At 43.2% G+C, this 18,174-nt stretch carries 17 protein-coding genes; 9 read left to right on the forward strand and 8 right to left on the reverse strand.

The features are described from left to right. Positions 1–32: 32 nt before the first annotated feature. Positions 33–1,859 (reverse strand): M6 family metalloprotease domain-containing protein, encoded by a 1,827-nt coding sequence (locus tag M3205_RS12560; protein ID WP_251170224.1) that lies wholly within the window; start codon positions 1,857–1,859, stop codon positions 33–35. A gap of 218 nt (positions 1,860–2,077) precedes the next feature. Between M3205_RS12560 and M3205_RS12565 the strand changes: the two genes are divergently transcribed. The 3 genes from M3205_RS12565 to M3205_RS12575 are packed head-to-tail and all read left to right on the forward strand — an operon-like array spanning position 2,078 to position 3,756. After that, positions 2,078–2,266, forward strand: a complete 189-nt coding sequence (locus tag M3205_RS12565; RefSeq protein ID WP_285886290.1) for a hypothetical protein — start codon at positions 2,078–2,080, stop codon at positions 2,264–2,266. After that, positions 2,266–2,463, forward strand: coding sequence for a YwbE family protein (locus M3205_RS12570; RefSeq protein ID WP_251170225.1), 198 nt, complete (start codon positions 2,266–2,268; stop codon positions 2,461–2,463). Before M3205_RS12565 ends, M3205_RS12570 begins: the two co-directional genes overlap by 1 nt. A gap of 39 nt (positions 2,464–2,502) precedes the next feature. Further along, positions 2,503–3,756: an ATP-binding protein gene (locus M3205_RS12575; protein WP_251170226.1), complete on the forward strand. Its 1,254-nt coding sequence runs from the start codon at positions 2,503–2,505 to the stop codon at positions 3,754–3,756. Positions 3,757–3,801: 45 nt separating this feature from the next. On the opposite strand, the gene M3205_RS12580 is transcribed toward M3205_RS12575, so the two are convergent. Next, a complete protein-coding gene (locus M3205_RS12580; RefSeq protein ID WP_251170227.1) occupies positions 3,802–4,410 on the reverse strand; it encodes an exonuclease domain-containing protein in 609 nt (202 codons plus the stop codon). 70 nt (positions 4,411–4,480) lie between these two features. Next, the gene (locus M3205_RS12585; protein ID WP_251170228.1) at positions 4,481–4,705 is read right to left on the reverse strand and encodes a hypothetical protein; all 225 of its coding nucleotides are present in this window, start codon (positions 4,703–4,705) and stop codon (positions 4,481–4,483) included. 96 nt (positions 4,706–4,801) lie between these two features. Between M3205_RS12585 and M3205_RS12590 the strand changes: the two genes are divergently transcribed. Both M3205_RS12590 and M3205_RS12595 read left to right on the forward strand, forming a co-directional pair. Beyond that, positions 4,802–5,530 carry a DUF3784 domain-containing protein gene (locus tag M3205_RS12590; protein WP_251170229.1) on the forward strand — a complete coding sequence of 243 codons (729 nt, stop codon included), beginning with the start codon at positions 4,802–4,804 and terminating at the stop codon, positions 5,528–5,530. Positions 5,531–5,609: 79 nt separating this feature from the next. Then, positions 5,610–6,566 (forward strand): calcium/sodium antiporter, encoded by a 957-nt coding sequence (locus tag M3205_RS12595; protein ID WP_251170230.1) that lies wholly within the window; start codon positions 5,610–5,612, stop codon positions 6,564–6,566. Positions 6,567–6,601: 35 nt separating this feature from the next. Here the strand turns inward: M3205_RS12595 and M3205_RS12600 are convergent, their stop codons facing one another. The 3 genes from M3205_RS12600 to M3205_RS12610 all read right to left on the reverse strand — a co-directional run bounded on the left by M3205_RS12600 (position 6,602) and on the right by M3205_RS12610 (position 9,921). Continuing rightward, positions 6,602–7,825, reverse strand: a complete 1,224-nt coding sequence (locus tag M3205_RS12600) for an MFS transporter (RefSeq protein WP_251170231.1) — start codon at positions 7,823–7,825, stop codon at positions 6,602–6,604. A gap of 85 nt (positions 7,826–7,910) precedes the next feature. Further along, positions 7,911–9,377: a cbb3-type cytochrome c oxidase subunit I gene (locus M3205_RS12605; protein WP_251170232.1), complete on the reverse strand. Its 1,467-nt coding sequence runs from the start codon at positions 9,375–9,377 to the stop codon at positions 7,911–7,913. Next, complete coding sequence (locus M3205_RS12610) at positions 9,370–9,921, reverse strand: cupredoxin domain-containing protein (RefSeq protein ID WP_251170233.1); 552 nt, start codon at positions 9,919–9,921, stop codon at positions 9,370–9,372. The genes M3205_RS12605 and M3205_RS12610 overlap by 8 nt, the downstream gene beginning before the upstream one ends. A 203-nt stretch (positions 9,922–10,124) precedes the next feature. Here M3205_RS12610 and M3205_RS12615 point away from each other — a divergent pair, with 203 nt between their 5' ends. Continuing rightward, positions 10,125–11,639 carry a glycine betaine uptake BCCT transporter gene (locus M3205_RS12615; RefSeq protein ID WP_251170234.1) on the forward strand — a complete coding sequence of 505 codons (1,515 nt, stop codon included), beginning with the start codon at positions 10,125–10,127 and terminating at the stop codon, positions 11,637–11,639. Between the two features lie 16 nt (positions 11,640–11,655). Here the strand turns inward: M3205_RS12615 and M3205_RS12620 are convergent, their stop codons facing one another. Together M3205_RS12620 and M3205_RS12625 are read right to left on the reverse strand one after the other, a co-directional pair. Continuing rightward, the gene (locus M3205_RS12620) at positions 11,656–12,519 is read right to left on the reverse strand and encodes an AraC family transcriptional regulator (protein WP_251170235.1); all 864 of its coding nucleotides are present in this window, start codon (positions 12,517–12,519) and stop codon (positions 11,656–11,658) included. A 228-nt stretch (positions 12,520–12,747) separates the two neighbouring features. Continuing rightward, positions 12,748–14,835, reverse strand: a complete 2,088-nt coding sequence (locus M3205_RS12625) for a catalase (RefSeq protein ID WP_251170236.1) — start codon at positions 14,833–14,835, stop codon at positions 12,748–12,750. A 290-nt stretch (positions 14,836–15,125) separates the two neighbouring features. Here M3205_RS12625 and M3205_RS12630 point away from each other — a divergent pair, with 290 nt between their 5' ends. The 3 genes from M3205_RS12630 (at position 15,126) to M3205_RS12640 (ending at position 18,108) form a co-directional block, all read left to right on the forward strand. Then, on the forward strand, positions 15,126–16,385 hold the full coding sequence (locus M3205_RS12630) for an ATP-binding protein (RefSeq protein ID WP_251170237.1): 1,260 nt from the start codon (positions 15,126–15,128) through the stop codon (positions 16,383–16,385). Positions 16,386–16,489: 104 nt separating this feature from the next. Next, positions 16,490–17,059: a sigma-70 family RNA polymerase sigma factor gene (locus tag M3205_RS12635; RefSeq protein WP_251170238.1), complete on the forward strand. Its 570-nt coding sequence runs from the start codon at positions 16,490–16,492 to the stop codon at positions 17,057–17,059. Further along, on the forward strand, positions 17,056–18,108 hold the full coding sequence (locus M3205_RS12640) for a DUF4030 domain-containing protein (RefSeq protein ID WP_251170239.1): 1,053 nt from the start codon (positions 17,056–17,058) through the stop codon (positions 18,106–18,108). The genes M3205_RS12635 and M3205_RS12640 overlap by 4 nt, the downstream gene beginning before the upstream one ends. Positions 18,109–18,174 lie beyond the last annotated feature (66 nt).

The raw sequence follows: 18,174 nt of genomic DNA on the forward strand, positions 1-18,174 counted from the left end.
GCAGGCCACCCCCGCTCGGATTTTTTAATCTATTATTTTTTGCTGCTGTTCGTGTTATAGAAGAATTTTGCAGTGATGGATCCATCCGCATTTTCTTTAATGTCTGTTACATGAATTCCGGAGTCAGCCGGTGTAGAGCCGTATCCTTTCCAAAAGTAGTAAGAGCCAGTGTGGACCTTTCCTGAAACCGGTGTGATTTTGCTGCCTGTCTTGAAGAAGTCACCTGCATCACCGCGGTTTTTATTTTTCTCCAGATCATACTTGCCATCAGCCTGCAGAACAGATAAGCCATAGTGTGTTACCACTGTTCCGTCACTAGCTGTTTCGGATTGATTGTACTGGAAGCGTTTATTCATCCAGTTCTCCACATTGTTCGGACGGAAGCCGGCTGTCTGATACAGGTTGATGATGTTCTCATCTACATGCCACGCCACTAAGCCTTTAGCGTCTTCTCCCTGGCGGATAAACCCTTTATTAAAGCCGTCCTGCTGAATGTTTTCAAATAGGAAGTATTCAGTACCGTTTGAGCCTAGGACTTCCATTTTGACGATGCCATTGTCAGCTGTCGCTTTGCTGATTGCCGGCAATGTGATCGTTTGCTGCCCGTCTTCGGGTGTCACTTCAATAGGGTTTATCCATCCTAAGAAAATCTTAGAGAATGGATCAAAGTGTGCGGGAGAATTTCCGCCAAATTCAGGTTTATCCGGATAGCGCAGCCATGAACCGCCTGCCATCATGGAGTAGTTTCCTACCCCTTCTGAGCTATAGACCGTATCATAGAAATCAGGCAATCCTAATGCATGTCCAAATTCATGGGCATAGACCCCAGTTTGAGCAGGGAAAGGACCTGTTTTTGCTTCATCCTTATACGTATTTGTTGCTGCATCAAATCCAGCCACGTTACCGCCGATTCCCGGCTGGATGTTGTAATTGTTAACGATTACGCCATCATATGTCATATCTTCTTTAACAGTTTTGTCAATCCATGCTTCTTCAGGCATTCCTTCTTTTACTGGTGCGGGCTGGCCAGTTTCATAGTATTTCCCATAGTAAAGGGCACTCAGGATATTCCATTTATGAGACCAGAACTGTGCTGGGTCACGGCTGAATTCAGCCCCTGTTCCTTCATGAATGACAAAAACATTAGGCACTTCCCCGTTTTCGGCATACTTTGAAAAATCAACCTGATCATCTGCCGCTTTAAGCAAGTCACGGATGAATTCACCTGTATGGGCATCACCATTCACGTTCCCATTTACATATTTACCATCTTCAGCATATTTACCTTCCTGATCCAAATAGTAGGAAGCACCTTTTGGCATCTCTACCCAAACAAATTCTGTGTTCTCTTTACGGACCAGGTTCGTTTTTCCATAGCTGGATTCCTTATAAGCGTTTTGCATTGTGCGGTCCTTTGGAACATCCGGTCCATCGTATTTCTTGAACTGAGTAAGCTCATATGGATTATACTCAGTACCAAAAATCAAATCCTCATAATATTTAGCCGGGACTTGTCCAGGCATATCACCGACAGGCTCATCACCATCCGGATACTTTGCTAGAAGAACCAGAACCGGTATATCTCCTGTTGCTTCATTGTATGCAACATGATTGTCGCCAGGCTGCTGGAATTTCGCTCCTGCCTTGGCAGCTTTCTCAGCCGGATCTGCCTTTGACAGATCGATTCCCAGTTCCTTCGCTTTTGAAGCGAGCTCTGGAGACGCCCCAACATGATGTGCAAGATTGATTTGATACTTGTTTCCCTGCTTAGTATGTATATCTGCCGGCCCGGCTCCTGCAAAAACGGCACTTCCTGCTAAAGCAAGGGTTAAAGCTGAAGTTGATAGAACTTTTAACAATATACTCACTCCCTATAATCTATTTCTGCAATCTAAATATTATAAAATATTCAGTATTTTCGAAATAGGAGGAAAGCATGGTTTTGCATGAAATTTCGTGATCCTAAAGACTTATTTTTCAGAAAAGTTACAGGTAAAAAGAATATTTCTCTAAGAAATTTCCTTTAATAGGTTAATGATTTATAATAGAGAAATATGTAAATAAAGGAGACTCTAACATGACTAATATAGAAGACAATGCACCCAAAAAAACCAGCCTTAAAGAAGCAATGAAACAGCAGCTTATGAATAAAAAGCAGGGTCAGTCAAGCGGAACTTTCAATAATGCCCCTGTAAAATCCACGAAAGCAATGAAAAGCCAGCAGACTAAGAAGACCAATAATCAGCGGAAACGGACGGGTGTGTAATGGAAGGCCGGAATCGCTCTGCCATAGCTCCAGGATTAAAAGTGAAGATTGTACTTAAGAAGGACCAGCGGACAGGTGTGCTGACAGAAGGAATCGTGAAAGATATTTTAACGAAGTCCCCTTCCCATCCGCATGGCATTAAAGTAAGGCTTGAGGATGGGAAGGTTGGCCGGGTAAAACAAATCCTGCACCCATAAGGAGCGGCCTTTTAATTTGATAACTCACGGAGGAGACTATTGGTTACACTGATTAAACCTTTACTGGTAAATATTACGATACTTTTCTCATTTACGTTTAACGGAAATTTGCTTTTTCCCTATCAGACAAAGCCCCCCCTTACTTTTAAGCAGAAATTGATATATGGCCTGCTTGGCTTATTCGGGGCACTTCTATGTATGTTTTACCCTATTGAAACACTGGGGGAAACCCATTTTGATTTGCGCATGGTCGCAATCATGATTGTGACACTGTATGCAGGGTGGCTCCCAGGATCCATTGTAATGCTGAGTACCGTCATTACCCGATATGTAATTGGCGGTCAATTTATTTATATTGGAATGTTGGTATCCATATTATCATTTGTGATTACATTTTCCTTTAGGAGGGTGTTTCTTAATTCCAAACACCGGATAATTACTGGTTCATTTATTCTCTTTTTTTATTTTTATCTGTATATAGCCATTCTTGCGACAGCCGTCATGTTTCTGGACACCTTTTTTTATCTAACCTACTTCGCAGCATTTTACCTGACTTTTATTGCTCTTATTTTTATAATTGAAAGCCTGTTCAGAACGAATAAACAGATTAGTGAAATGGTGTATATGGATAAGCTGACAATGGTCGGCCAGCTGGCAGCTTCCTTTGCCCATGAAATTAGAAATCCTTTATCTACTGTAAGGGGCTTCATTCAATATTTGAGCCAGGATACGGCGGATGAGAACTTTAAAAAGTTCTCCCCTCTCATAATTGAAGAACTGGATCGCACAAACAGTATCATTACCAACTATCTTAAAGTCTCAAAGCCCGAACAGTTCCATCTGGCTAATGTCCCCCTGCATGAGGTGATTCAGGATTGCGTCCTGCTCATGAGGCCGCTTGCCTCTTATTCAAATGTAGTGATTGAGTACGGGAATAAAGGGCCGTTTTATGTGAGGGGTGATGAAGATCACCTGAAGCAGGCCATCATGAATGTGATTAAGAATGGCATTGAATCGGTTCAGGAAAAAGGAAGAATCTCTATCATTACTTCAGCTGATTATTTTCTTAACACGGTTAAATTAACGATTGCGGATAATGGGCGGGGTATGACATCCGAGCAATTACAAAATATCGGTCTGCCTTTTTACACAACGAAAACTAAGGGAACAGGCCTGGGGAGCATGGTGACGAACAAAATCATTCGTGAAATGCAGGGAACGATTGAGTATGATAGTGAAATCGGTCAGGGGACGACAGTCCACATCACCCTTCCTTTGCTGAAGAATGAATAAGAAAAAGAGTGCCGCATGCACTCTTTTTCCTTCCTGTATAGACTTTTAGCCAAGCCGGCCCTGGGCTGCTGGCTGGTATTTCCTCATCGGGCCTTTTGCCAGAACATCACGCAGATAGAAGTCACCGGCCGGATTTGTCTTTTTCAGCAGTTCTAAGAGATATGTAATATCATCCATGGCGCGGTGTGTCTGACTGTCTGCAATCCGGTGGGATTGAAGAAGAGTGAGCAGCTTGCTGTCTGCAAAGCCGTATTCCTTCCATGGAACACTTCTCATTGTGCAATACCATTTTAATTCGTTAATATCTTCTGGATACATCCGGTATAAAAAGCTGCGGTCAAAGGATGCATTATGTGCGAATACCGAATCAGCGTGAAAGAAGTATTTTTTTATCTTGATATCATCAAAGTATTTTCCGCTGACCGCTTCATATGGGATCCCGTGGACTCTGAATGCACGGCTGTAATTGTTTTTGGCCGAGTTGCTGATGGGCTCCCGCAGGAAGGCAGATTTATCCTTTATATCAAGAATCTCCCCTGTGTCGGCACGATATGAAAATAGCTTTAATGCCAGTTCGATGATTTCATCGGAATTTGGTCCAAGCCCCGTGGTCTCCACATCCAGCAGCAATCCCAACTTTTCCTCGTTTTTCATTGCCTGCCTCCTCTATAGATTATAAATTAAGCATATAATAGAGGAGTGCTGAAAGCCAGCGGAACCGCTCTTAGACTTTTTTATCATTTTTCAGGCGATCTACATAGTCCGCATGATAATTCTGGTGCATGTATTCCCGGTTTTTCATGGAATAGAAATATCCTGTTGCAAGAGACAGAAAGGCGAACAGAAAACCTACACCAAAACCGAAGCGATGGTAGCCCATAACGATACTGACAATAGTAATAAGCATTAGCGCCACTAATATATAAAATAATATATTTTTGCTTTTCAAGGATGTGCCTCCTCATTAAAAACTGTCTTATTATTATACCAAAACCGAAACTAAATGGGCGCTTTATCCGTAAAGAATAGCAAGGAGGTTTTTGCCATGATTGGACTTATCATTACTCAAATTTCTGTAATCCTGCTCTTCCTGATTCTGGGATGGGCCGTACGATTCAAAAAAGCTTACTGGCTCATTTCCGGTTTCGCCTCGCGTTCTGAGAACGAAAAAGAACAATTAATTAACAGTGGTTATCCGCAAAAAACCGGCAGCCTGCTAATTGGCACTGCTATCGGGATGCTGGTGCTTCTGCCTTTATCATTTACCGGATTCAGATTTGCAATGGAAGTGCAATTCGGCTTTATGATGATTGTTTTACTTGGGGGATTCATCTATTTATCGAGATATGAAGTGCCGGCTAAAAGAAAACGAAGTTATATTATTGCTCTCATTATTTTTATAGTAACCCTTGTCCCCCTCATTTACCTGACTGTCTCCAGCCATAAAGGCTATGAAATGGCCTTAGCAGAGAATTCATTTGAAATCTCCGGAATGTACGGAGACGAATGGGATTATCGGGATATTCAGTCTGTTCATTTATTAGAGAAGATGCCTGAGGTAACCTGGAAGCAGAATGGAATCGGCCTTCCCACCCTTTCACAGGGGCATTTTAAAGTGACTGGCTATGGTAGCAGCTTATTATTCATCCAGAAAGGACATACGCCGATTCTGTACATTGAACTTAAAGATGAGCAGATCTTTATTAATAGCAAAAATCCCGCAGACACTGAGAGCTGGTATAAGGTTATGAAAGAAGAAGCGGATATCAAATAAGCCACAAGGTATAATCCCGGCATTTTAATTGAACCTACAATAGGGTACTCTTATTAAAAACAGGAGGTAACTCATAAAGGTGTCATATTTACTTTTAATTGTTGGATTTGCTTTATTGATTGCAGGGGCAAACTTTTTTGTGGATGGCGCTTCAAAAATTGCAGGGTTTCTAAAGATTTCCCCGCTGCTGGTCGGGCTGACAATCGTTGCATTTGGAACAAGTTCACCTGAAGCCACTGTCAGCATTCTCGCTGCACTAGATGGAAATGCCGATGTGGCTATAGGAAATGTTGTGGGCAGTAATATCTTTAACATCACGCTGGTGGTCGGTGTGACCGCCATGATTTTCCCTTTAAAAGTCGAAAGTGCAACCATCCGCAAGGAGATTCCCTTTACTTTGCTTGCCACTGCCGCTCTTATGATCTTCATCAGTGATCAATATCTTGATTCTATCAGCAGTAATGTGGTTTCACGCAGTGATGGCATTGTGCTGCTGCTCATATTTGCCGTATTCATGTACTACTTATTTGAGGTGGCCCGCGAGAGCCGAAGCAGCACGAAGTCTGCTCCTGTCAAAACAAGTACCGCCCAATGGACAAAGCAAAGTCTTTTGACGATTGCCGGATTGGCTGCCATTATTTTTGGCGGTGACCTGGTTGTTGGAAGCAGTACAGAGATTGCCTTTACTTTGGGGATGAGTGAAACATTGGTCGGCTTAACGATTGTTGCTATCGGGACATCTCTGCCGGAACTGGTGACCTCTGTCGCTGCTGCCATAAAAAAAGAGAGTGAAATTGCTTTAGGAAATATCGTAGGAAGCAATATCTTTAACATCCTTTTCGTCCTTGGGGCATCTGCTGCCATATCCCCACTTCCTGTGGACCCTAAAATGTTCATCGATATTACAATCTTAATTTTAATTACATTCGTGCTCCTTATCTTTTCAAGAAGCCATTATGCCATCGGAAAATATGAAGGGGGTTTTCTCGCAGCCTCTTACATTATTTATTTAATTTATATCATAATGCGAAATTAATGCGAGCGCCGGTCCTTTAGGAGCGGCGCTTCTTTTTAAGCGGATGTTGTTTCTGAAAAATACTGCTCCTTCCCCGGCTTTAATAGCTGCAAGCAGACATATAGAGAAAGAAGTAAATTCAGGAATGCTAAAATGATTATTGTATAGCGGAGCGGAAACAGATCACCCAGAACACCAATAACGATAAGCAAGATAATCTGCGTAAAGCTTTGAATGACACCGATTACGCTGGTCATTCTTCCCATTATTTCAACAGGCACGTTATTTTGGTAAAAGGTTTGATATCCCGCACTTGAAAAGGCATTAAAAATGCCGAGTACAGTAAATCCAGTAACAACCATCATAAAGGAGTCTGCCAATGCATAAATCAGATAGCCTGCCGCCACCAAAAACATGCCAGATCCCATGAGCTGCTTGATGCTAAGCATTTTTGAAACGATGGTGATAAAGAGAGCTCCCACCGCAAAGGCGATTCCCGTGATACTGACAAGGAAACTATAATCCGCTTCTGTCAGCCCAACAACATCCTGGATAAAAACAACTTCCTGGGAATCCATTGCGAGAGAAAACAAACCGAATGCCATGAAGCATCCGTAGACAGAGATTATAAAAGCCTCTCTCCTGCCAAACGCAATGACCTGCTTCCAATCATCCCGGAGCGTTTCATAGGCTGACGTTTTGATTGCAGCCTCCGCCAAATCTTTATCCGTGTCCGGCAGCAGCCAGATGATGACAGATGAAAAGATAAAAGAAGCCGCATTTAGGAAGATGGCTGCTTCAATGGTTCCAATAAGGAATAAGCCGCCGGCGATAGCTGGTCCTACGATGAAAGCGCCTGAAGTCACAAGGCTGTTGATGGAATTAAACCTTTTTCTGCTTTCGATCGGCACCAGCTTGGTTATATACGTGGCGGAAGCCGGCATAAAAAGGGCTTTCGCTATGCTGTTCAGAAATAGGACTGCATAAATGAAGCTGATGCTTCCTAGAAACGGTATCAGCGCTACACCTAGTGCCCTAGCCACATCCGTCCAAATCATGATGCTCTTTTTATTCTTCCGGTCAATCATGCCCCCGCTCCATGAATTGGTTAAAACGGAAGTGATTGGGCCGATAATCCATAAGCCTGCCACAGCGGCAGCCGATTTAGTCATTTCATATACAATTAAATTAATTGCAATCAGGTAAATAAAATCTCCCAATCTGGATATTCCAATTCCCGTCAGCAGTAATGATGATATTTTCCAATTAAATGGTTTCATAGATCACCTGGTTATAGTTAGAATTTTCCCAATTATTAGTATAACATAAAAAAATGCTCCAGAGAATCTCTAGAGCATTCAGCAATCAGCCAGCAGCTGAGTTTTTATTGTAAGGAACTTTCGTGTGGACGTTCCTTAACCCTGCAAAAAACCTTGCGGTGAAGATGATCGCAGCCAGAACGATAAAGATTCCGCTGACAGCGCCTACCTGGTCGGATAGTACCCATTGTGGCAAGTGCTCTGCCCATCTCCTTGGTGCACTGATTCCGCCTGCATAAAGGAAAGAGCCCACCAGACCCGTAAAAAACGCAAAGTAGAGCGCAATGGTGAATGTATCGATTCCCCTGTGCCGCTGATTGCCTTCGGTTTTATTGAAATAATACATAAATCCGATAATCATGGCGACTACCCCCATTCCCATATATGTATGGAAATGTCCCGGAACCCATTTGGTGTTATGCATCACATGATTTACAACAATGGTTGCATCAATGATGGCCGGAATGGCTCCTGCCACCCAACCGAACATGGAAAGGAAAAACAGGCTTGAGGCAAAGTCCCATTTCATACGCGAGCGGTAGACAATCATCATTGCTCCGTAGGCCGTAACGACCATAACAGGCAAGCCGTTAGCATAGGAAAACACTTGCCCAATAATGAGCATCCATTTTGGTACTGCAAAGTCCATCAACAAATGGTGCGTATAAATCATTAAGGTAAAAAGTGTGGAGCAGTTCCAAGCGATTAAAAAGACCTTGTTAGCTTTCCACGGACGTTTTGTATATTCTGACAGGACCTCATAAACGGCAATTACAGCCATATAGATGGTACAGTTGGCAAAGATATGGCCAAACACATAGGTAAGGTGCTTGGCAAGCAGCGGATCTATCGTAATGGCCGGATTGATAATATTCACCAATGATGCGGTCAGCACCGTGGCACCTGCCAGCAGTGCAGTCGAGTTGGTGATGATAACCATTGCTGTCGCCACGACAGCAGCAGGCGGCCCGTATCCTTTCTTCCCCCTGAAAATGATATCCCATCCGAGCGCCTTTCCGAGGCCTCCATAAACTGCTGTCAGTCTAGCAGCCAAATACATGTACAGAAGCAAAAAGCCCATGCCGAGAATCAGCATGCCAGATAAGAAGAATTCTGCCCCTGCTGCCCCGTACAGTTTGGCTGACTGGGCAGGAAGCGGATATAAAAACGTCCATCCATCTGAAAAGTCAAAGACAAAAACGGCGATGAGAACCATCGTGACTCCGGTTAAAAAAAGGACAAAATTTGCAATGAGGATTACAGGGTTAAGCTTTACGTATTTAGACAGGAAGTACCATAGTATGGCCGTTCCGCCCAATGCTGCGATGCCAACCATGCCTGTACCGTGTGCTGTCATGATTTTATAGAACCATTGCGGTGTAATGCTGATCATTCCCCCCTGATTCATCAGCATGATAACCCCAAAGATCATCATGAGAATCAAAACGAGTGCAGTCACAGCCAGATGCCAAATCACTGCTTTCCTGGCTAATGGGTGAATGACTTCATTCATCAGATGCCCCCCCTTCCGATTCGACAACAATTTCTTTTACCATCACATGGTGGCCGGTTGAACAATATTCAAGACATAAAATCTGATAAGTTCCAGGCTCTATAAATGTATAAAAAACGGTATTTGTATATTCAGGCATTGCCTGAGTCTGTGCCACAAGCTCCATTTTTTCATTATATAAGCCGAAACCGTGGGTAACATCAGATGACGTCACATCAAATTGGACTTGGTCCCCAACTTTGAACCTTTCCTCACTCATCTCCCACGCATATTGGATTCCTGTTACCTTCACTACCTTCGTTTCACTAAACCCTTCCGCTTCTGCCTGATTGCTGTCATACGGCAGCCTGCCAAGCGTCATAACAGAGGCAAAAGCCATAATGGCAATAAGTCCGAGAAAATAGAATTTCCTGATTTTATATCCTTTTTTCTGAATGGCGCTATATTCACCGCTGCGCTTGGATTCACCGTAAACAAACGCAAAAGCCAAGGCCAGCAGGAAAACAAAGAAAACAGTCGCATACATTGCGATAAGCTGATACATTTCTACCCCTCCCAAAAAATATTCAAAAATCCCCCAAACCCTATTTTATGGAAGCTTAAAAATTATTTCGGTGATATATGTCCTATTTGATGTTTTTTTTACATTTCATATGAGAATATCCCTCAAATTTATTTTTAGCCGCATAATTACTTGCCATATATTTAATGCTAAAAGAAGCAACATGAGAAGAAAGGGGATTGCATGTGAAGAAAAGCTTAATGGTTTTCTATATATCTGCCGGAATTTTATTATTGCTTGTTTTTTTCGGTGTGTTTGCTCCTGATTCACTGGAGAACGTTACAGCCAATGTGCAGGCTTTTATCACCGATAAATTCGGCTGGTATTATTTAATTCTTGTTTCGTTTATTGTCATTGTTTGTTTATATTTCTTAATCAGCCCTTTAGGAAGAATCAAGCTTGGGAAGCAGGAGGATAAACCTGAATTTTCCCGGCCAACCTGGTTTGCAATGCTGTTCAGCGCCGGGATGGGAATCGGGCTGGTTTTCTGGGGTGCAGCCGAGCCGATTTATCATTATGCAGTCGGATCTCCAACCGGCGGTGCAGTCGGGACGGACGAAGCTATCAAGAATGCGATGAGATATACGTACTTCCATTGGGGTATCCATGCATGGGCGATTTATGGAATTGTTGCGCTTGTGCTGGCGTACTTTAATTTCCGCCATGGGGAACCCGGTTTAATCAGTGCCACCTTAAAGCCCATATTGGGAGACCGTACACAGGGGGTTACTGGAAAAGTCATTGATATCCTATCAGTAGTAGCAACTGTTATTGGTGTAGCAACGACACTTGGGTTTGGAGCTGTGCAGATAAATGGGGGATTGTCCTATTTATATGGCATTCCTGTCAATTTCACAGTGCAGTTTATCATTGTCGTGATCGTTACCGTCCTGTTTGTCGTATCAGCTCTTTCGGGATTGGGGAAAGGCATCAAAATTTTGAGCAATGCGAATATGATTCTTGCGGCTGTTCTATTTGTTCTGGCGTTCTTTCTTGGACCGTCATTATTTATACTGAATCTATTCACCAATACACTCGGAAGCTATCTTCAATATTTACCCGGCATGAGCCTCAGGATTGCCCCTCTGAATCCGGAGGTCAGGGAATGGATTAATGGCTGGACGATTTTTTACTGGGCGTGGTGGATTGCCTGGGCACCGTTCGTTGGCATTTTCATTGCCCGTGTTTCAAAAGGGAGAACGATCCGGGAATTTGTCTTTGGGGTTCTGCTTGTTCCGTCACTCATCGGCTTCATCTGGTTTGCCACTTTTGGGGGAACAGCCATTATGCAGGAGCATCAGGGCATAGCGAAGATCTCTGAATTGGCTACTGAGGAAGCATTGTTTGGCGTATTCTCCAACCTTCCGATGGGTACGGTTTTGTCAATCATCGCCATCCTGCTTATTTGCACATTTTTTATTACCTCTGCCGACTCCGGCACCTATGTTCTGGGAATGATGACGACAAATGGCTCACATCACCCAGGCAACAAGATTAAATTGGTGTGGGGAATATTGCTTGCTGCCATTTCGTTGGTCCTGCTCTATTCCGGCGGACTGCAGGCTCTGCAGAATACAATGATTGCAGCCGCTCTTCCCTTTTCCGTTATTATGGCTTTAATGACCTTCAGTCTGATCAAGGCTCTGCAGAAAGAAGCGAAGGAGCTTGGAATTGGGAGGATTCCGAAGAAGAAAGTATAGACGTAATTTTTAGTTGTTATTTTACCGGAATCCATATCTCTGAATAATAATCCAGACTGGATGCATCACCTGCTGTATAGACCTCCAGTTCAGGTGCAGCAGCATGTTCATAGCCGCTTGATGGAAACCATTCCGAGAAGATTTTTTTCCAGGTGTTTTGCATGGCATACGGTATGGCGCCATGTACTTCGAACACCGCCCATTTGGAAGCAGGGACTTGCAGGCACTCGAAGCTGTCAGGTTTGTCGCCTTTAAAGCTTGCGGCAATCCAGTAGTCCATGCTGTCAGGCTTCTGACTGCGGTTATCAACACACACGCCTAGAAGACCTTTGATATCTCCATTATTCAGCTTGAACAGCTTATCAGAGGTTCCATTACTGTTCACTTCATCCCACATTTTCGGGATGCCGGCCAGATTGTCTTCATTAATTAGACTGAATTCTTTCCTGATACCGGCTACTTGAAAAGCTTCTTTTTCGACAATGGCATATTGCATTGGTTCTGCCCCTTTCAGACTCACCTGGATTCTCAGGCGGTTATAGGATTTCAGCTTTCCGGATAAGTTTCTGGCTTCAGTTGGATTCATGCCATGCTGTCTGCGAAAAGCCTTTGTAAAAGCTTCGGGAGTGTCATAGCCATATTTGTAGGCGAGGTCAATCACTTTGATATCATTACAAACCAGGTCCTGTGCGGCGAGTGTTAATCTTCTTCCCCGGATATATTCGCCTACCGGCATATCTGTCAAAATGGCGAACGTGCGCTGAAAATGAAATACGGAGGAGTTCGCTGCCTCCGCAGCTCTCTTGACTGAAAAATCCTCATTCAGCAAATGCTCCTCTATATAATCAATAGCCTTCTGCAGCGATTCAATCCATGACATTACTGATCACTCCCTTATGTATATCCTATCTTTATCTCATTTTGGCTGCCTGTCATTTTTTGCTTTGTTTTGGCAGGCGGATATTAAATTATTCTGATTTTAGGCGGAGAATACCTGCTGAATGGAAAATTTCAGATGCGGTTTTTATTGGTCAGTATCAGCATCATTTCGGCGATTTAAAAGATCATATAAAAGCCAGCGCCCATTAACAGGCAGCTGGCTTCGACTTTATATGGAACGTCCCCAATGACGGTGCATGGCAATCGTATTAATTAGATTCTCACTGGAAGATGGATCTCCGTTTCTGATTTCTACGATCCCCATATCAGAGAGTGTTTGTGATTGCCCCAGCATCTTTAAGGCTTCTGGAGGCAGTAATTCCGCTCCCTCACCGCTAAACGCAATCGTTTTAAAATGCTTGTAGGCTTCACTGACGAATTCCCTGGCCTGCGGCACCTTTTTCAGCGCTTCTGCACTTTCTTTGCCGCCGGCAGCATAAATGACATCATACATCACAGAATGAGAAGTCAGGAAGGATTTCATAACTTCCAGTTCTCCGCCGTCACCTTTTATCATGCCCAGGTTTCTGCTGACAATCTCCGGCATGGTTCCAGCCTCTTTCAAGGCTTCCATTACGCTTTTGACTTCTGAATAATCGAACCCATTATCAGCAAGAATGGCTACTTTCCGGGTCTTAGCTGATTTGGCTGCATTCATTTGACTTAATGCAGGAGAAGAAAGCGTGACTTTAGATTCTGCCGCCGCATCCGGCACCTTCGCACCGACGCCAAGGGCAATTTGTTCAGCCAGGTAAAGGTCCACATTACTGAACATATCGACAACATGCTGCTTTATATCCTTGTTCTGCACCTTGCCAACTTCAAAACGGAATGCTTCGATAATATGCTCCTTTTCTACTTCGGACATGCTGTTCCAGAACAGTTTCGCCTGGCTGTAGTGGTCTTTGAAGCTGTCGCTGCGCTGGCGCACTTTGCGCCCTTCGACCTTTTCCTGATAATGAACATACCCGCCCTCTTCTGCTGTGGCAGGGCTTGGATCATTATTCTGCATCGAGTTTTTATGATAAGCAACCTGCCCTTTATTAATGGTCATTCGATGATAGCCGTCATACTGGTTATTATGAAATGGACATACAGGACGGTTGATCGGGATTTCGTGGAAGTTCGGACCGCCAAGGCGGATCAGCTGGGTGTCTGTATAGGAAAACAGGCGTCCCTGCAGCAATGGGTCATTTGAAAAATCAATTCCCGGTACTACATGCCCAGGATGGAATGCGACTTGTTCCGTTTCGGCAAATACATTATCCTGGTTGCGGTTCAGCGTCATTTTTCCGATAATCCTTACCGGGACCATTTCCTCCGGCCACAGCTTTGTTGCATCCAGAATATCAAAATCGAAGGAGAATTCATCTTCTTCATCAATCATCTGGACACCCAGCTCAAATTCAGGGTAGTCTCCCATTTCGATTGCTTCCCAAAGGTCGCGGCGGTGGAAATCCGGATCCTTTCCGGCAAGCTTTTGGGCTTCGTCAAAAACAAGTGAATGCGTGCCCAGAACCGGCTTCCAGTGAAACTTTACAAATCGTGCCCTGCCCTGCTCATTCACAAACCGGAATGTGTGAACACCGAAGCCTTCCATCATGCGGTAGCTGCGCGGAATGGCACGATCTGACATTGTCCACATGATCATGTGGGCAGTTTCCGTATTGTTGGCTGCAAAATCCCAGAACGTATCATGGGCCGTTGAAGCCTGCGGCATTTCGTTATGCGGCTCCGGCTTGAATGAATGAACGAGATCCGGGAATTTAATGGCATCCTGGATGAAGAATACCGGGATATTATTGCCGACTAAATCGTAATTGCCTTCTTCCGTGTAAAACTTGGTGGCAAATCCGCGGGCATCACGTACAGAGTCTGCCGAGCCCCGGGAGCCGGCAACGGTTGAGAACCGGACAAAGACCGGGGTTTTGACAGATGGGTCCTGCAGAAACTTGGCCCTGGTGTATTCTCCCATGGACTCATACACCTGGAAATAGCCATGTGAGCCAAACCCGCGGGCATGAACAACCCGTTCAGGGATGCGTTCATGGTCAAAATGCGTCATTTTTTCCCGAAAGTGAAAGTCCTCCATCAAGGTCGGACCGCGGGTACCTGCTTTCAGTGAATGCTCATCCTCCGAAACCTTTACCCCTTGATTCGTCGTCAGTTTCTTGCCTGCGTTATCCATGCGGAAATCCTCAAGCTGCCTGTCCTTGCTGTGTTCATTTACACCTTTGTTTTTCGGATCCTGTTTCAAATGTTCATTCCTCCTTATATTTAAGAAGCAAATGCTTCTGGATTACGTATGTATCTACAATTGAAGTACCCTACATCAAAGGAGGTAAACAGCAAAATAAAAGAAAACAGCGGGACCATTCCTATTAATTCAAAAGAAAACTCATTTACTTTTTACAGGAATTGGTTCTTTAGCTTACCAAATTTTTGTTTTTTCTGACAATATTATATAAAAAAAGCAAATGAGTATTGTCAATAATAGTAAAACAATATAGAATTTTCATATAACCTCATAAAGAGGCAGGTGAAACGGTGGAAATCACAAAGCATTTTTTCTTTAATCTATCGCTTTTGATCGTTATCTTGTTTGTTGTGCTTGTATGGGCGGAAAAAAGCTCGAAATTCCGATTTTCCAAAGGCTGCTCCTTTGTATGGCTTTTGTTTATGATCTGGATATGCTTTCAGTTTTCATATCAGCCAAGCCCACATTATTTTTTTGATTTACGTTTGATACCTGTCATCGTCGGCGGTTTATATGCGGGGATCGGCCCAGCATTAGCCGGGTCTGTGATTTTAATGAGAAGTTTTTATGGAATAGAACCTGGTTTTTATTCTAATATTCTTTTATATTTGCCCCTGGGGATTATACTATGGAAGCTCTATCCCTGGTTTTGGAAGCAGGTGCCCCAAAAAAGAGTTCGCTTTTCGATTTACATTACCCTGTTATTAAGTGTAGTGACGGTTATGGTAATGGAAATATGTACACCTCCTCAAGACCGATTTGACGCCTGGTTTGCTTATTTGGTGATTCCCCCGTTGGGTGTCTTTATGATTACATATGTTTTTGAATTTGCTAAAAGGAATCTGGATATGCGGGAGAATCTAGTCCGCGCTGAAAAGCTTGAAGCAGTCGAGCAAATGGGTGCAGCCATCTCTCATGAAATTCGCAATCCCCTGACAGCCGCCATCGGATTTGTGCAGCTTTTACAGGAGCAGCGGCTGCCTCCACGAAAAAGGGTGGAGTATCTGAGTATTGTGAAGGCTGAGCTGGAATCAGCAGAGCAGGTCATCCAGAACTATTTAACCTTTTCCAAACCATCCTTAGATAGGATTGAGGAAATCAATGTAAAAAAAGAACTCATGCAGGTAATGAATATATTAAAGCCGACAGCCAACCAGAATTCCGTGGAAATCAATGCCCACTTTTCCCTCCTCGGATCAATTAAGGGGGATCGGCAAAAATTCCACCAATGCTTCTTGAATGTAATAAAAAATTCAATTGAGGCTATGCCGCGCGGCGGGCAATTATACATAGAAACGCACTACAGCAGCAGCCAAATCACCATCGAAATAAAAGACACTGGTGTTGGCATGACTCCCGAACAGCTTCAGCGACTGGGAGAACCCTATTATTCTACTAAAGGCTCCAAAGGGACCGGACTCGGTATGATGGTTGTATTCAGTATTGTAAGGGCCATGGATGGCAATGTTCGCGTCAAAAGCGAAGTCAATAAAGGGACTGTTTTCAGCTTTACATTTCCGAATTATAAGCCGGAGATACATAAGGTCTAAAAGAAACAGCAGGGTCAACACTGCTGTTTTTATTTATTCCAATTTTTATGGAACCTCGAACCAGTACCCCTCGTCTAAGTGTTACCAACGAAAGGAGCATAAACATGCTGGTAAAAATAACAGACAATCAAGGGCCTCCCCTTCAATCCGATACAGAGTCCAAAGAAGAGAAGCTTATTTGGCTAATGGATAAATATGGGGACATGGTTATCAGGGTTGCCTTCTCCTATTTAAAACAAAAGCAGCTGGCCGAAGACGTATCTCAGGAAGTTTTTATTAGCTGCTACCAGAACCTTGAAGGTTTTCAGAAGAAAGCTGCCTATAAAACCTGGCTTTACAGGATCACTGTCAACAAATGCAAGGATGTTTTAAAAAGCTGGTCTTATAAAAATTTATTTTATAAAGAATGGATTGGATCCCTGCTGGCAGATCGAATGGATTCTGTTGAAACTGAGCTGCTTCATATAGAAAATAAGGAGTATCTGTATAGCAGAGTTCTTAGGCTTCCTTTGAAAATGCGTGAAGTCATTATCCTTCACTATTATGAAGAGCTAACGCTTGCCGAAATTTCCGACCTCCTGAGCATAAATATGAATACAGTCAAAACGCGGCTTCACCGGGCAAGAAATTCCTTAAAAGACGTTCTTTCAGAGAAGGGAGATGAACAGACATGACCAATCATTTTAAATACCCTGATAATCAAATTCGATTCGAGGATAGACAAAAAGAAATGGTATTAAAAGCTGTAAGACCTAACTCATATTCTTTTCAAAAGAAAGAAAGAATAAGCCGGAAAAAGAAATGGGCTTATTCAGGTACAGCTGCAGCAGCTTTGTTCATTCTTTTTATCGGGACAGCTTATTTTTCTCCCGGAATGGCAAAGGTAGCCGCCAAGATTCCTTACTTCAGCGTATTTATAAAACAGGAAGAATACAAATATGCTTTATATGATGTCATTAGTGATACTGCTAATAAGCATCGCTATGACTTGAGAAGAATGGATGCCTCCATCCCCGATAAAGAGTTAACCGTCTGGCTTGGAGGAACAAAGGAGGATGTAAACAGCATTAAAGGAGATGTAAAAAAAACCTTCAGCCACTCATTAAAAGATCATAACTTTGGTGCGTATGATATTAGAATAAAAAGGGACAAACATGATAACACGATACCAGAAGAAACCCCTGAAATGAAAAAGCAGCAAGCTGACAGCCTGGAGCTGGAACAAAAAATCATTAAAGCGCTTGAAGCGAATAATTACACGATGGCCTTCCCAGTTCAGGCAAGGATAAATGAAATTGAGAAATACATTTTTGTAGCTATTCCGAAGACTGAAGAAAGGACTGACGAGCTTAATAGTTTATTGAATTCCATTTCAAGTGAATATGGAAAGGGGTTCAAATATGACATTAGACAGATTGATATGGAAGCCAGAGAACAGGAACAGCAATGGGATGAAGCCGGAGTCATTCACGTCATCGCAAGCGGCTTGATGGAAAACAAAGAATTCAAGGTAAAAGGGTTTTCATACTCGTTCCATCCTCTCCCGCTGCAAATAAAGGTGAAAACATCCGTGAAAGCAGATGATCCGGACGCAAAGGTGCTGGCAGAACGCATTAAAGAGGAAATCAAGAGCTTCTTACAAACACATGAAAAAGCAGAAGATATTCGAAATGACCCATATGAGCTGACGATCTTAAGTAAAGATAAAAAGAAAATAAACTAAAATATGTACTGGTAAGCTTTGCCTCCCGGTTCGGGGAGGCTTTTATTTTTCTCTCAGGAAAAGGCT

Source organism: Cytobacillus firmus (assembly GCF_023715565.1).
GTDB lineage: Bacteria > Bacillota > Bacilli > Bacillales > Cytobacillaceae > Cytobacillus > Cytobacillus firmus_C.

Excerpts from the sequence above, each read along its gene's own strand:
- M3205_RS12635 (WP_251170238.1), top strand. The coding sequence starts at position 16,490 with ATGCTGGTAAAAATAACAGACAATCAAGGGCCTCCCCTTCAATCCGAT.
- M3205_RS12580 (WP_251170227.1), bottom strand. The coding sequence starts at position 4,410 with ATGAAAAACGAGGAAAAGTTGGGATTGCTGCTGGATGTGGAGACCACG.
- M3205_RS12605 (WP_251170232.1), bottom strand. The coding sequence starts at position 9,377 with ATGAATGAAGTCATTCACCCATTAGCCAGGAAAGCAGTGATTTGGCAT.
- M3205_RS12640 (WP_251170239.1), top strand. The coding sequence starts at position 17,056 with ATGACCAATCATTTTAAATACCCTGATAATCAAATTCGATTCGAGGAT.
- M3205_RS12620 (WP_251170235.1), bottom strand. The coding sequence starts at position 12,519 with ATGTCATGGATTGAATCGCTGCAGAAGGCTATTGATTATATAGAGGAG.
- M3205_RS12610 (WP_251170233.1), bottom strand. The coding sequence starts at position 9,921 with ATGTATCAGCTTATCGCAATGTATGCGACTGTTTTCTTTGTTTTCCTG.
- M3205_RS12570 (WP_251170225.1), top strand. The coding sequence starts at position 2,266 with ATGGAAGGCCGGAATCGCTCTGCCATAGCTCCAGGATTAAAAGTGAAG.
- M3205_RS12590 (WP_251170229.1), top strand. The coding sequence starts at position 4,802 with ATGATTGGACTTATCATTACTCAAATTTCTGTAATCCTGCTCTTCCTG.
- M3205_RS12600 (WP_251170231.1), bottom strand. The coding sequence starts at position 7,825 with ATGAAACCATTTAATTGGAAAATATCATCATTACTGCTGACGGGAATT.
- M3205_RS12565 (WP_285886290.1), top strand. The coding sequence starts at position 2,078 with ATGACTAATATAGAAGACAATGCACCCAAAAAAACCAGCCTTAAAGAA.